The 15,079-nt window shown below is 52.2% G+C and carries 10 protein-coding genes and 1 pseudogene; 6 read left to right on the top strand and 5 right to left on the bottom strand.

Annotation, left to right across the window (positions count from 1 at the left end):
- Position 1 precedes the first annotated feature (1 nt).
- The 4 genes from J4772_RS23575 to J4772_RS23560 all read left to right on the top strand — a co-directional run bounded on the left by J4772_RS23575 (position 2) and on the right by J4772_RS23560 (position 4,988).
- Positions 2–1,102: a glycoside hydrolase family 172 protein gene (locus tag J4772_RS23575; RefSeq protein ID WP_209071640.1), complete on the top strand. Its 1,101-nt coding sequence runs from the start codon at positions 2–4 to the stop codon at positions 1,100–1,102.
- A 343-nt stretch (positions 1,103–1,445) separates the two neighbouring features.
- Positions 1,446–2,390, top strand: coding sequence for an ABC transporter permease (locus tag J4772_RS23570; RefSeq protein ID WP_246016663.1), 945 nt, complete (start codon positions 1,446–1,448; stop codon positions 2,388–2,390).
- A gap of 19 nt (positions 2,391–2,409) precedes the next feature.
- Positions 2,410–3,297 (top strand): carbohydrate ABC transporter permease, encoded by an 888-nt coding sequence (locus tag J4772_RS23565; protein WP_209071639.1) that lies wholly within the window; start codon positions 2,410–2,412, stop codon positions 3,295–3,297.
- A 68-nt stretch (positions 3,298–3,365) separates the two neighbouring features.
- Positions 3,366–4,988, top strand: coding sequence for a type 2 periplasmic-binding domain-containing protein (locus J4772_RS23560; protein WP_209071638.1), 1,623 nt, complete (start codon positions 3,366–3,368; stop codon positions 4,986–4,988).
- A 125-nt stretch (positions 4,989–5,113) separates the two neighbouring features.
- On the opposite strand, the gene J4772_RS23555 is transcribed toward J4772_RS23560, so the two are convergent.
- From J4772_RS23555 to J4772_RS23540, 4 genes are all read right to left on the bottom strand, one after another.
- Complete coding sequence (locus tag J4772_RS23555; protein ID WP_209071637.1) at positions 5,114–6,874, bottom strand: sensor histidine kinase; 1,761 nt, start codon at positions 6,872–6,874, stop codon at positions 5,114–5,116.
- A gap of 21 nt (positions 6,875–6,895) precedes the next feature.
- A complete protein-coding gene (locus tag J4772_RS23550; RefSeq protein WP_209071636.1) occupies positions 6,896–8,497 on the bottom strand; it encodes a response regulator in 1,602 nt (533 codons plus the stop codon).
- Positions 8,498–8,737: 240 nt separating this feature from the next.
- On the bottom strand, positions 8,738–11,266 hold the full coding sequence (locus J4772_RS23545) for an FAD-dependent oxidoreductase (protein ID WP_209071635.1): 2,529 nt from the start codon (positions 11,264–11,266) through the stop codon (positions 8,738–8,740).
- A 1-nt stretch (position 11,267) separates the two neighbouring features.
- Positions 11,268–11,555, bottom strand: a complete 288-nt coding sequence (locus tag J4772_RS23540; RefSeq protein WP_209071634.1) for an ArsR/SmtB family transcription factor — start codon at positions 11,553–11,555, stop codon at positions 11,268–11,270.
- A gap of 152 nt (positions 11,556–11,707) precedes the next feature.
- Between J4772_RS23540 and J4772_RS23535 the strand changes: the two genes are divergently transcribed.
- On the top strand, positions 11,708–12,565 hold the full coding sequence (locus tag J4772_RS23535) for an AraC family transcriptional regulator (protein WP_209071633.1): 858 nt from the start codon (positions 11,708–11,710) through the stop codon (positions 12,563–12,565).
- A 91-nt stretch (positions 12,566–12,656) separates the two neighbouring features.
- A pseudogene (locus tag J4772_RS23530) lies at positions 12,657–14,041 on the top strand (ADP-ribosylglycohydrolase family protein).
- 339 nt (positions 14,042–14,380) lie between these two features.
- Here the strand turns inward: J4772_RS23530 and J4772_RS23525 are convergent.
- Positions 14,381–14,959: a TetR/AcrR family transcriptional regulator gene (locus J4772_RS23525; protein ID WP_209077383.1), complete on the bottom strand. Its 579-nt coding sequence runs from the start codon at positions 14,957–14,959 to the stop codon at positions 14,381–14,383.
- Positions 14,960–15,079: the final 120 nt, after the last annotated feature.

Here is a 15,079-nt window from a genome sequence, read left to right as displayed (position 1 = left end):
AATGTCAAATGACTATAACGGATTTAGCCTTGCTTCGATTGCGCACTTGCCTAAAGGTCGATCCCGTTCGATCAGTGCGGAAAATCCGAATGGCGCGCCGGGAAGCGGCGGGAAGGAGGCAAGCGGTCTTGGCGCAGGACGCAAAGGCAGACCGTGCCTCATTCTGAAGCCGGGGGAACGCGTCACGATTGCGGAAATCGACGGACCCGGCGTCATTCAAAGCATGTGGATGACATTCCCGCAGAAATCCTCCAAAGGCTACTACGCACCAAGCGACCTGGTGCTTCGCATGTACTGGGACCATGAAGAGACTCCGTCTGTCGAAGCGCCGCTTGGCGATTTTTTCTGCAACGGTTTCGGAGCCAGATACAACGTGAATTCTCTACCGATCGTCGTGAACCCGGTAGGCGGGATGAACTGCTATTTCCCGATGCCTTTTCGCCGGAAGGCTGTCATCACCGTTGAAAGCCAGCATGCCGCCGAGCTGATGTTCTTCTATCAAATCAACTATATGCTCGTTGACGAGCTGCCCGAGGATACCGGCTACTTCCATGCGCAATGGAGAAGAGAGCACGATTTTACGCCCGGCAACGACTTCACGATTATTGATAATGTTCGCGGAAGAGGGAAATACGTCGGTACTTTCCTTGCCTGGACCGCGCTCGGCCGATATTGGTGGGGAGAGGGCGAAGTCAAATTTTATATGGATGGCGACACGGAATATCCGACGATTTGCGGGACCGGGGTCGAAGACTACTTCGGCGGGGCATGGGGGTTTACGGAGGTTGAAAACGGCATGCGTATCGAGCAAATCTATAACACGCCTTATCTAGGATATCCTTACTACGCGACAGTCGATAAGACGATGAGCGAGTATACTTCGCCCGACAGCGTGCCGATGCACGGTTTGTACCGCTGGCATATCGCCGATCCGATCCTGTTCGAGCAGCAATTGCGAGTGACTGTACAGAAAATTGGCAACGACGGTTTGAGATTGTATGAGCGCATCGACGATATCGCCTCCGTCGCTTACTGGTACCAGACGGAGCCGCATGCTCCGTTTCCGACATTGCCGAGCGCGGAAGCTCGTTGGCCTAGATAACTGTCGGAAGGCTGTCCATAAGCGGAGTTGCTTGGGATGATCGATAGACAAAGAAAGGGGTATGTGTCTCCCGGAGACTGCCTCATACGCTCCTGAAATTACCTCGTCACGGGTTTACCCATTCCCATTTCGGGAGCGTATAGCATCGGAGGGAGATACATACCCCTTGCACCTTGTTCATCGATTATCTTTTAAAGCAACTTGGAGTGCTTATGGGGCAGCCCCCATTTCGATAGAATACTTAACACTTGCCGTAGGATACTGAATTATCAGTTTAGCGCTTACATTTTATAATGAAATAGCCGACCAACGAAACAGAGTATAGAGAAGCAAGGAGGATAAGATGGAAGAAAAGCTAGAGCGTAAGCGCTTAAATGGAACCTCATTACGCAGAGAGCTGTGGAATAACAGATACCTCTATCTGTTCGTCGTTCCCGGGGTGATCTGGTTTCTGATTTTCTGTTATCAGCCGATGTACGGGGTCTTGATTGCCTTCAAAGACTACGACATCCTCGAGGGTGTGTTTGCCAGCGAATGGGTTGGACTTGCGAACTTCAAGGAGTTTTTTAACAGCCCCAACTTTCAAGTCATTCTAACGAACAGCATTGCGATCAGCCTGCTTAAGATGCTGTTCGGGTTTCCGGCGCCGATCATATTGGCCATTTTATTGAATGAAGTACGCAATCGCGTATTCAAGAGAGTAACTCAAACGATTTCCTACTTGCCGTTCTTCGTATCCTGGGTCGTCGTAGCAGGCATCTGGTATGAGCTGTTTAGTACGGATGGCGGAGTTGTCAACAATCTGCTCGTCTCGTTAGGAGTAATCAAGGAGCCGATCTTTTGGTTCGGAAATCCGGACTTGTTCTGGGGGATGGTCGTCGCTTCGGATATTTGGAAAGGAATCGGCTTCGGCACGATCATTTATTTGGCTTCCATCGTATCGGTCAATATGGATCAATACGAATCGGCCGTCATTGACGGAGCGAACCGGTTAAGACAAATCTGGCACATTACGCTTCCGGCGATTCGCCCGACGATTATTCTCTTATTCATTCTGAATATGGCGGGCATTCTGGATGCGGGCTTCGAACAGGTATATGTTTTTCAGAACTCCATGGTGCTGGACAAAGCGGAGATCATCGATACGTACGTGATGAAGATGGGAATATTCCGGGCCCAATATGAGCTGGCTACGGCCGTCGGCGTATTCAAATCGATTATCGGCATGATGGCTCTGTTCGCCGTGAACTTTCTGGTGAAGAAACTAGGGGAAGACGGGATTTTCTGAAAAAGGGAAGGTGAACGCCGTGATCATATCCCGTGGAGAGAAAATTTTTCAAGGGTTGAATTATGTATTTCTTACCGTATTATCCTTTCTGTTCGTCTATCCGTTCTGGCGCATCGTGGCTTTGTCCTTCAACGAAGGCTACGACAGCTCCCGAGGGGGGATTCACTTCTGGCCCCGGGCGTTTACTTTGGACAATTACAAAACGATTTTTGTGCGAAGCGATATATTGGACGCTTACACGATTACGATCGGGAGGACGCTGATCGGCTCGATCCTTTCCATTCTGCTCGTTTCGCTGTTGGCTTACGGCTTGTCCAAGAACAGGCTGAGAGGAAGAAAAGCGATCAATATGATGCTGATTATTACGATGTTCTTCAGCGGAGGCTTGATCCCGACTTATTTGCTGTTCAAGTCGCTCAGTTTGCTCAACAGCTTCTGGGTGTACGTGGTTCCATTGTTGTACAGCGCTTCTTCCGTCTTTATCTTTCGCTCTTTCTTCAGGGCGCTTCCCGCCGAACTGGAGGAATCCGCGATGATCGACGGAGCCAACGACTTGACGGTATATGCCAAAATCGCGTTTCCGCTAAGTTTGCCGATATTCGCTACCATGGGTCTGTTCTCGGCGGTTGGCCACTGGAACGATTATATGATGGCCACGCTTTATGTGACGAAGCAGGATCTGATTCCGATGCAATCGCTGTTGATGAAAATATTGGATCTAACCCGATCGAATAAAGGGACCTCCTTCGGGATGGTCGATCTCGTAAGCGAGACGAGAAAAACGGTTACGCCCCAATCCATTAAAATGGCGACATTGGTCGTCGTCGTAATGCCTATTATGTGCGTCTATCCGTTTCTGCAAAAGTATTTCGTCAAAGGCGTTATTATCGGTTCTTTGAAAGGCTAGGGCGGGTTTGCAAACACGCCCTAGGGAACCGTGATAATATACAAAAATTCAAAAAAGGTGGTTTTACGGTGAGAAAGAGATGGAAAGCAATCTCGCTTGTTCTGGTCATCAGCTTGATGTCGGCCGCGCTTATGGCTTGCAGCGGCAACAACAAGGATAAGACGGCATCGCCGTCCTCGTCTTCATCCTCATCTTCTGCGCCGGAGTCCAGCGCGCCAGCGAAGGAAGATCCGCTTGTCGTGAACATGCTGTTGATCGGAGCGACGGAAATTCCGCAAGAGAACAATCCGATGCGCCAGTGGCTGCTGGAGAACAAGAACATTGACCTCCGCTTAACGATGTCCAACGGCGAAGTGGCGGATCAGATGAATATGATGCTGGCCGGCGGAGATGTTCCGGATGTCGTTCGCTATGTCACGAACGAGGTCAGCAATTCCATTCTGAACAAGTGGGGTGACGCCGGACTTATTGTTCCGCTCGACGAATGGCTTGAGAAGTATCCAAACCTGCTGAAATTCAGCGACAAGAGCTATAACGAGTCGGTGTACGCCAATAAAAAAGACGGAAAAATGTATGTGCTTCCTGTCAACTTTGCCAATCATCCTGACGTGATCAAGAAGGTCGTCGGATTTTTCATCAAAGAGGACTGGCTAAAGCAGGCAGGGATGGAGGCGCCAAAGACGCCGGATGAAATGTTTAACGTACTCATGGCCTTTAAGGAGAAAATTGCGGATGTGGACGGCAAACCGATTATTCCGGCTACGTTCGATCATCTGGGAAGACAGAGCTTTATGTACACCTGGACTCAAAACTGGTATAACCTGTCGGAGGATCACAAAGAGCTCTATTGGTGGTTTAACCATCCGCAGATTGAAGAGTACATGGTATTCATGAACAAGCTGTACAATAACGGCTTGCTCGATCGGGAATTTCTGACGCAGCAGCCCGATCAGTATCAAGCCAAGCTAAGCTCCGGACGTGTCGGATTTACTTTTAACACGCATGGCCCGATGGATATTGCCAACGGCGTGTTGAAGACCGGCGACGCCAACAATCGTTATGTGCCGTCAGCGCCAATTCGCATAGAAGGGCTTCCAATGCCGATCCACGGAGCGGCGAACTACAACGGGTTTGAAGGAATCGCCATTTCCAAGAAGTTCGCGGAAAACGGCCGCAATCTGGAACGCTTCATGGAATTCCTGAACTGGAATGCTACGGATGAAGGCGCCTTCCTCTTGCAGAACGGCGTAGAGGGCGAGTACTATGTCAAGAACGCAGAGGGTTTGTTCGAGCCTAAGCCCGAGGTTAAAGCCGAGCTTGACAAGGGAGATGCTTCCTTCGAAATGAGCACTGGCCTTAAAGCCTATAACTTGTTGAAATTTAACGTGGTTCCGGCCGTTACGGTGGAGCCGGGAACGGAAGAATTTAAGCTGGCGCAGACTGCTTGGACCGAGGGGCTTGCCATCGACGACAATCTCTTCAACCCTGCCGGAACCGGACCCGAGTGGGACAAACACTGGGGGAACCTGTGGCCGGAAATCGACAAGTGGCAAGCCAAAGCGGTATTCGCCAAGACGGAAGACGAGGCGCGCAAGATTACGAAGGAAATGCTTGAGCATTTCAAGAAGATCGGCGCCCCGGAAGTGACAGAGGAGAAGCTGCGGCTGATCGATGAATACTTGAAGAAATAACGTTCGGGAGTCAGGCGGTGAATGCAGACGTTGCGCTGCTTCGCCGCCTTTCCATATCTGAATCGTCTCCGACAAAACGCCTTCATCGTCCGAAGGATGCCAAAGGCGTTTTTGCTTGTGGGCAATTATTGTGCGATAGCGGGAATTTGAATGACAACCCGGGTTCCTTCGCCAGGCTCGCTGAACAATCTGACGCCGTAACGATGACCGTATTGCAGTTGAATTTTCTCATGAACATTATGAATCCCGTAGCCGCCATGATTCACATACTGATTGTGAACGGGAGCTTTCATTCCTACGCCGTCGTCTATGATTTCGAATACAACGCTGCTCTCGTCCGAGGACAAACCGCCTTTGATAATAATATGGGTTGTGCCTACGTTATGCTCGGCGCCGTGCAGGATGGCGTTCTCGACGAAAGGCTGCAAAATCAGCTTAAGCGTGGAGAAGTGCATAATATTGTCCGCGATCTCGTAGGAAATATTGATTTTGTCTTCCATTCTGACCTTCTGAATTTCCAGATAAGCTTGGATATGTTTAACCTCTTCGCTAATCCGCAAGAACGGCTTGCCCATATTGAGAGAAAGTCTGTAAAAGGTGGCGAGATTGTCGACCATAACGCTGATTTTCTGACACTCGTTGTCCGCGGCCATCCAATTAATCGTCGCTAAGGTGTTGTACAGAAAATGCGGATTAATCTGAGCTTGCAGCGACTTGATTTCGGATTCCTTCTGCAGCTGTTGGCTTGTTCTGAGCTGGTCGATCAATTCCAGAATTCTCTTGATCATCCGGTTATAGCTTCGCGTAAGCATGCCGATCTCATCCCGCCCGTCCACAGATGGACCGATTTCGAGCGTCAAATCTTCCTGTCTCTCCATGTGCCGCGCAAGCAGTGAAATTCTTCGGGTCAGCACACGGGCAATGGCCAACGCAAGCAGGATGCTAATGACGATGCTGCCAACAAGAATGGCTATTGTAAAGCTTCTGATCGATTGCGCGCTCAGCAATAAGCTATCCAGAGGAACCTCCAGCACATACTTCCAGCCGGACAAGGCGTCGGTCCGGTCCAAGGCGAGCGTTGCAGGCTGGCTGCTTCTCATAACAAGACTGCCTGCAAGATCGTCCTCGGCGGCGATTGGCGCCATTTCGGGATTGCTCACGAATTGTACTTTTCCTTCGTCATCCAAAATATAGAAAAGCTCATTCGGCGATTCCTCGCCGAACATATGGCCGCGCAAAATAGAGTCGACTTTCAGCTGCATCTCGGCAATGCCGGCAAGCTTGTCATGATTGTAGATCATCGGTTTAATGATGGAGATCAAGGTCCGGTTTTCATTCATCGTCCAGATCGTCGTATTCGAAAGCGAGATTAAGCCGACCAGATCGCCCTCCTCCAGATTGGCGAAGTATCGCTTGTACCAAGCCGTTTGCTTGGCAAAGTCGATATCAATAACGGTATGGCCGGCGTCGGATACGCCGGGATTGTCGGGATAAGTGCCAATGTCCGGCAAAGTATCGTTGTCTTTATAGATAATGATATTTTTAATGGCGGGGTAACGAGTCTCCAACTCAAAAATGGAACGCAGCGTATCCAAGTACTGGTACGAATAATCCGCCGGAGACTGATAGGAGGTGACTAAGGCGGAAACAAATTTACTATTGTTAATGTAAGGACGCATAAGCTCCTGATGCGTATTCATTTTATATTCGATATTCATCACGATCTGGTCAAGCGTTTGGCTGTACGATTTGCTCGATTGATCGTAAATGTAGGATTGGATTTTATGATAGGTTAGAAAACCGACCAAACTGACGGCAAAGATCATCAGACTGCCGTAACAGATGAGCAGTTTATTGCGAAGCTTGATATTGTTGAGCGTTTTCATCAGTGTCCGGGAGCCTCCTTGTTACCGTTTTGATGCGTTATCGCGATATTCCTTCGGGCTGATTCCAAAACTATTTTTAAATACGACGCTAAAATAGGAGGTGCTGTTATATCCCGTTTGCTCAGCGACTTCATAGATTCGAACGGACTCGTCGGCAAGCAGGCGAACGGCGTGTTTCATTCTTATTTTCGTCAAATAGTCGATGATGCTCTCTCCAATCGTTTCCCTGAACATGTTGGAGATGTAATTGGGGGTAAGATGGACATGCTTGGCCAGCTCGTCGATAGATAGGGGCTCCGCATAACGGGTTTCAAGAATATGAATGATGTTTCCGATCGTATTCGTATTTTTTCGAATTCGTTTGGAATGCAGATGGCGGCAGGCCGACACGACCGTTTCCAGCAGCCACTCGCGCATTTCCGGCAACGTATCCAGATCGTGAAACTGACTCCAAAATGCATGCTCCTCTCCGAATACGGCTTCGACCTTCTCGTTGGCCTCGTGAAGCAGGCGAAAGATGTCGCTTATGATTTTGAAGCAAAAGGCTTTAACGACCGGTTTTTGGGTTACGGACGAATTGGCGAATTCATTGAAAATTTCCTCAAGCGACTGCTCCGCTTGTTGAATATTGCCGATCTCCATGGCTTGAATCAAGCCTTCATAGGGAGCTTCGTATTGAGGGGACAACGGCTGAGCGGGCATGCTGTCTTGATAGAAGATGTCCTGGCCTTTGCCGAGGTGAAATTTCTGTTCGGCCGCAATTGAACACTCTCTATAGGCCTCGTTTAGCTGGCTTAACCTTGCTTTCCGGCCGCTGACTGTGATCGTCAGAGCATGGCTGTCGGCAGGCGGCAAGGAGTCTCTGATCCGACGAATCGTGCTAAGCAGGGAGGAACGTTCGTCCGGTCCGCGCGCATACAGCACGATGACAAATTCATGCTCCTTCGTCTGCAGGATTTGTCCGTGGTTCTCCGCTATTCCTGCTTGGGTAAGTTGACTGAGGAATTGTCGATCATCTAGCGGGTTTTCCGTATCCGGGCGATCCGAAGGTTTATCCATTTGCAGCAGCAATATATCGAAGCCATACTCGGGGATCAGGATAGATAGCGTTTTCATTTTATGGCGAATCATTTCTTCATCTGTCAGAAAACCGTCCAGCATATTCTTAAATAACTTCTCCGTTAGCACGGGTTTGCTTTCCTCGACCTGGTCTTGCAGGGAGGAGAGTGCTTGCTGTTTGAGGCGCTCCTGTTGAATCTGGACACTTATGTGACCCAATTCCTGATTAAGTTTGTTAAAGGGAATCGGCTTCAACAAATAGGCATACGCTTTCAACTCGATGGCGGTTCTGGCGTATTCAAAGTCGTCGTATCCGCTAATGATCAGGATTTTAAGCTGAGGATTAAATTCCTTGGCCCGCTCGGCAAGCTCCAGACCGTGCATTCTGGGCATCTTGATATCGGTGATGAGCAGATCGACTCCGTTTTTTTCGATTAATTCCAAGGCTTGAAAACCGTCCTCGGCCAGTCCGACTACCTGCATTTGATAAGCAGGCCAATCGACATGCTTGGCAATGCCTTCTCTTTGGATTCGTTCATCATCCGCGATTACGACTTTAAGCATTGCTGCTTCCCCCTGTCTGTTCCAGATGTGCTTTCTATCTTCATCATAAAGGCTGACAAGACTATTATAAATGGTGTTTTCCCGCTTACGACCAGGGATCTGGCGATATCGTAGAATAGTAGAAACATGATGTAGAATATTTAAACGAGTCGCCTGTCGCCGCAGGTTGGCGATGTAAAAAGCGCAAGGTCTGAGAGAGGAGTTAACTCTCAGGCTTGCGCTTTATATATAGAGCCGATATTAAATAAAGAGATTATGCCCGGCCATCTCGGCCCTGCCGAGATAATGGCCGACGCCGCCGAATTGAACGCCGTCGATCAGCTCTTCGCGCGTGATGCCCATGAGATCCATGGACATTTGGCAAGCGACAATCTCAACTCCTTGTTCAAGAGCGCTATGAATGAGCTCCTCTAATGAGGAAACATTTTTGCTTCGCATTAGCTGGCGGATCATCTTCGGACCGGCGCCGAGCATATTCATGCGGGACATGCCCAGCTTGCCGCTGCCGCGTGGCAGCATCGCTCCGAACATCGTTCCGAACAGATCCTTCTTGACCTTGATTTTGTCGGGCCGCCTGATGATATTCAATCCCCAGAAGGTAAAGAACATCGTAACTTTTTTGCCGCTGGCCGCCGCTCCGTTGGCGATAATGAACGAAGCGATCGCTTTGTCCAGGTCGCCGCTGAATACGACCATGGTGCTGGCACGGTTTCCGGCCGGTTGCTGGCTTTCGAGCGGCGTGCCGCTTCCGGCGACGGCGGGCGCGCCCGCATCGGTTTCTCTTTTACGCAGCACCGCTTCAATAAGTCCGCCGGACAGTTTGGCCGCGCTCAGCAGCGAATTGCGGGTCATGCGCGCCCATGCCTGAATGTCCTCGTAAAAGCCGGGATCGGACGCAGTAACTTTCAAGATCTGCCCTTGCTCCATGCCGTCGATTTGTTTCTTCACCTGAAGCAACGGACCGGGACAGCAGAGTCCGCAGGCGTCCAGCACGGCGTCGGGCTCATCGGAGACCGAGACGGAGACGGGCGCGGGAGGCGCGGATGCCGCGGCGGTTTCCGGGACAGCTGTCATCGTAGCCGTCGTTATTGGAGCCGCCGGTGCTGCGGTATGCTTCCCGGGCGTATACCGGCTCAACTGCCAGGTTTTATAGCCTCCGGTCAGGTTGCGAACGCGGAAGCCCTTCTGCGCTAAGATGCGCGAGGCGGTATAACCGCGCAGTCCGACCTGGCAGTAGACCCAGATTTCCTTCGAAGGATCCAGCTCCTGCAGCCGTCCTCGCAGCTCGTCGACAGGAATGTTGACGGAATCCGGTATATGGCCATTGGCGTGCTCCATCGCCGTGCGGACGTCGATCAGTAAAGTCGTCGCAGCATCTCGCCGCACCAGCTCCGCCGTCGTGAACACGTCCGTTAATCCCGCGAGCACATTTTCCGCAGCATAAGCAGCCATGTTAACAGGGTCCTTAGCCGAGGAGTAAGGCGGAGCGTAGGACAGCTCCAGCTCCGTCAAGTCGGCGACCGTACCGCGCAGACGGATAATGGTAGCCATGTCGTCGATTCTTTTTTCTACTCCGTTATAGCCCGTCGCTTGTGAGCCCAGCACTTTTCCTTCTGCGTTGAACAGCAGCTTGAGCGAGATGGGGGTAGCGCCGGGATAATAGCCGGCATGAGAGCCGGGATGCACATGGACGACATGATACGGAATGCCGAGCCGCTGCAGCGTTTTTTCATTATTTCCTGTGGCCGCGCCGGTCATTCCGAACACTTTAATGACGGCCGTACCCTGCGAGCCTTTGTAGGTCGTGCCGAGTCCGCACACATTGTCCGCCGCGATCCGCCCTTGCTTGTTGGCCGGGCCGGCGAGCGGGACGGCGGTTTGGCTGCCGTTGACGAAGTCCTTTACCTCAATAGCGTCGCCTACTGCGAATACGCTCTCCAGATTCGTTTCCATGCGCTCATTGACAAGAATATGTCCCCTTGGTCCGAAGGCAAGGCCGCTCTCCTTCAGAAAAGCCGTATCCGGCGTAACGCCGATCGCCAGCAGCGCCATTTCCGCATGCAATTCTTGGCCGCTTGCCAGTCTTACCGTGATGCCGTTCTCCGTATCGGCGAAGCTTGCTACCATCTCGGATAGGTGCAAGTCGATGCCATGCGCTTCCAGTTCCTGAGCGAGCGGGGCGGTCATCTCCGCATCGAACGGAGCCAGAATTTGCGGCGCGGCTTCGACCAGACTGACCGATAGTCCGGCCTCGCGCAGGTTTTCCGCCATCTCCACTCCGATGAAGCCGCCGCCAATCACGATAGCCGAGCGCGTGCCTTCGGCGGTCACCTTCGTTTTAATTCGGTCGGTGTCCGGAATGTTGCGCAGCGTGTAGATGCGGCTGCTGTCGATGCCGGGCAGGTTAGGCCGGATCGGCTTGGCGCCAGGCGACAATATCACAGCATCGTAGCTTTCCGTATATTCGCCGTGCTCAACGCTGCGCACGCGCACGGTGCGGCTGGCGGGATCGAGCGCAACGACCTCGCTGCCTGTGCGCACATCGATATTGAAGCGGCTTCTCATGCCCTCCGGAGTCTGAACGAGCAGCTTGGAACGGTCGGCAATCGATCCGCCGATATAGTAGGGCAAGCCGCAATTGGCGAATGAAATATAGGGATCGCGTTCGAACAGCACGATATGGGCGTCCTCGTCCAGCCGCCGCAGTCTCGCCGCCGCGGATGCTCCCCCTGCTACCCCGCCGACAATTAACACCTTTTTGCCTGTCATCTCATTTTGCCTCCCCTAAGAAGATGTGAATCAATTGTTTGATGCGTTCGTTCTTGACCGAGTAGTTGATTTCAAGTCCGTTGCGCTCCGTCTCCACGATGCCGAGCGAGCGAAGCTTCTGCAAATGCTGGGATACGGTCGATTGCGGCAGTCCCAGACATTCCTGCATATAGGACACGTTGCAGCTTTCCTTGGTCAGCAGCCCTCTGACGATGCACAGCCGCACCGGATGGGCGAGCGCCTTCAAAATTTCCGCCGTCTCTTCGTAATGCTTAAAATTATTTTCCACTGAAGTTGTTAATCCCCTTTCCGCTAATCGTTATATCGTAATATTACGATATAACGATTCAAGAAGCAAGAAGGCAGTTGCAAACGTACAAACCCGATTTCGTACGGTATACTTGAGGGGAATGGAACAGGCAATGTGGAGGAGGAGAAAATATGCTAGAGATGTTCGGCTTTGAAGCTTCCGTGCCCATGCATACGTTCGAATATCGGCTGAAGCCGGAGCCCACCGAGCAGCATTGGCACTCCTTTTACGAAATCGGCTTCTGCCTCGAAGGGCGCGGCACGTTCTACATAGGCGATGAGGCCGTGCCGATCGAAGCCGGGACGCTGCTGCTTTTTCCGCCTTATGAGCCGCATATCGCCGTAGCCGATGCGAGGACGGGCTGCCGGTGCGCCTTCGTCTACTTCGGCGACGAATTGCTCCCCGCCGAGCATCGCAGCCTTCTTCATGCGTTCGTGCGCACCTGCGTCTGGACGGAGGCCGATCTGCGGCCGATGCTGCGCGGGCTGTCGTCGTTGGCCGATTTTTTCTGTTTCCTGATCACGGAATACGAATCGCGGCGGTCGGAGTACGGCGCAGTGCTTCGCGCCCGAATGTTGGAGCTAAGCGCTTGGCTGTATCGGGCAGCGGAAGCCCTATACTCGCATGAGGCCAGTAGGGAGAGACGCGACGCGTTGGAGCGGCTTAAGCCGGCGCTCGATTACATGGCTGATCGGTATCATGAGCCTCTCGAGTTGAAGGATATCGCGGAGCTGTTGAATTTAAGCGAATCGCGAGCGCGACATCTGTTCAAGGAAGGCGTCGGCAGGCGATTTAAGGAATATTTGACGCTAGTCCGCATTCAGGAAGCGAAGCGTCTGCTGGCGACGAGCAAGCTCTCGGTAACGGAAGTCATTTTGTCTTGCGGCTTCCAGAGCTCTGCGCCGTTTTATCGTTCGTTTCAACAGCTCGTGGGCGTGAATCCGCAGCAATACCGTATGCGACAGCAGGATGAGGATAGCCGTTTTTAAGAAGTGCGTCGTATGAAAACGAGATGAACGAAGCGCCTGTTCGGGGTATCTTTGGAGAAGAAGAGATAACCTAATCGAAAGGGTGCGTAGCATGGCGGTATGGACGGGGTTAAGCGGATTAATTCGCATGGAAATTATACAAAGACGCGAGGAAGGCTGTAACGTTGACGGCTTCGAGGAGCTTCGCGTAGCATGCGGCGAGGAAGAAGGCAAGCTAATGAAGCTGTATGAAGAGCTGAGTCGGCTTGCGCCGTCGCCGGATTTTCCTTACGATGAGCCGTCGGAGCTGGAGGCGATTCGCCGCTTGCGGCCGGATGGGCTGAGACGGCTGGAGGCTAGCTACAGCGAGGAACAGTGGCGCGACAGATTTCGCGGCGCATGGTTGGGAAGACTGAGCGGCTGCGCGCTCGGCAAACCGTTGGAGTCCGAGCCGTTGATGGCCGGCGCGAACGGCAATCCGGGCTGGCGCAACGTTCAGCTGTGGTTTGAGGGAGCGGACGCCTGGCCGATTCGCGGGTATACGCCGGAGCGTTCGCGAGCCGAATCGCAGGGTCTTCGTCTATCGTGTCTGCAAAGCACCCGCGAACGGATCAGGTTTATGGAAAGCGACGACGATGTGCGCTATACGGCGCTTGGCATGCTGATGATGGAGCAGAAGGGGCTGGATTGGGATTCTTGGGACATCGGCAAGCTGTGGCACAGCCGCCTGACCTATGGCCAAGTGTTCACTGCGGAACAGCAGGCCTACTATAACTTTGCTAAGGTCGTCTCGCACATGCCGCCGGAGAAGCCGGCCGACTGGCTCGAGAAACAGGAGTGGGTGCGGACGTATTTGAATCCTTTCCGCGAATGGATCGGGGCGCAGATTCGCGCGGACGGCTTCGCCTATACCGCCGCGGGCAATCCGGAACTGGCGGCGGAATTAGCCTGGCGTGACGCCTCGTTCTCGCATACGAAGAACGGCATATACGGCGAAATGTTCGTGGCCGCCATGATTGCAGCCGATTCGTCGAGTCCGATCCCCATCGGATTGTCGCCGCCGGGCTGCGGGAAATCCCGTCCACGTCCCGTCTGGCGAGCGATATTGCCCGAGCCGTCGACATCGCGGATTCGTCCCGCACCCAGCTTGAGCTTGTCGACCGTATTTGGGAGGCGTTTAAGCACTACCACCAGGTGCATACGAACAATAATGCGGCACTTGTCGCTGCCGCGCTCATTCACTCGAAGGGCGATTTCGAGAGAGGCATTACGACCGCTGTGCTCGGAGGCTGGGATACGGACTGCAACGGCGCGACCGTCGGCTCGATTCTCGGCGCTTCCATAGGAGCCTCCGCGCTGCCGGCCTCATGGATCGAGCCGCTTAACGATACGTTTTACGCCGATATGACCGGCTTTGATCCGGTCTCGATTTCCTCATGCGCGGAACGCAGCTATCAGACATTCTTGAACGTTCGCGAACAGGTGTCCCGAGGCTGACCGCGACACATGAACAACGGGAGCAGTTGACATTGCGGTCGACTGTTCCCGTTGTTTTGTTTATCTACTAAGTCCTTCTTGTTCGTCAGCGCGATCGCTACCGAAGAGCAACAGGCAGAAAAATTTTAGGCGGAAAGTCCGCGCTAATTTTGTCGAATAGGGAAAATACGCAGATTTAGAGCGGGAAATCCATCTTAAATTTTCCAAATGAGCATAATTGTAGATTTAAAGCGGTGTTTCCGCTTTAAATACCCCAAAAACGGTGTGGCGGCGAATTTAAGGCGGAGTTTCCGCTTAATATCCACAACGGGGCGGGTTGCCCGTTTATTCTTCCTATGGTTAAAGCAACGTCAGCATCGATTCTAAGCAATTGCGGGCTACGAGCCGGTCGGGACGCGATTTCAACATTACGGTAAGCCCGATCAAGGAAACGACAAAGGTCTGAGCCAATGCCTTGGAGTTCAAATGGGACGCAAGCTCTCCGGATTGTACACCTCGTTCGATCGTCTCCTGAAAAATAACCGCAAGATACATCTGATGCTCCCTCGTCAGTACCTCGAATTTTTCGTCGTGGGGGGCCAACTCCACCATCGTATTGATACAGAAGCATCCGCGGTTAGGCTGCTCGCCGTACGCCTCCTCGATCAAATCCTCGAAAAATATCCGAATCGCTTCTTTGGCCGATCGGTTGTTATGGAGCTTGGAGCGGACGGAAGCGGCGTGTGACTGCGTGTATTTGCGCAGCGCTGCTTCGAACAACACTTTTTTGTCGCCGAAGGCGGAATAGATGCTGGGCTTTTGAATGCCCATGCCAGACGTCAAGTCGCTTAGCGATGTCGCCTCGTACCCCTTCTCCCAAAACAGCCGCATAGCCGCCTCTAAAGCCTGCTCCTCATCGAATTCGCGCGGTCGTACCATCATAGAACCTCTTTTCATACCGTTTAGTATAAAATATTGTACCCTTATAAACTTCAACTGTCAAAAAAATAAGCGCAGTGTTGACAGGAGTCCCTACCATCAACTAATATTTTTAATATT

Source organism: Cohnella sp. LGH (assembly GCF_017671885.1).
GTDB classification, from domain to species: Bacteria; Bacillota; Bacilli; order Paenibacillales; family Paenibacillaceae; genus Cohnella; species Cohnella phaseoli.
Note: the sequence above shows the minus strand (reverse complement) of the source record. Positions and strands in the feature narration are given on the sequence as shown.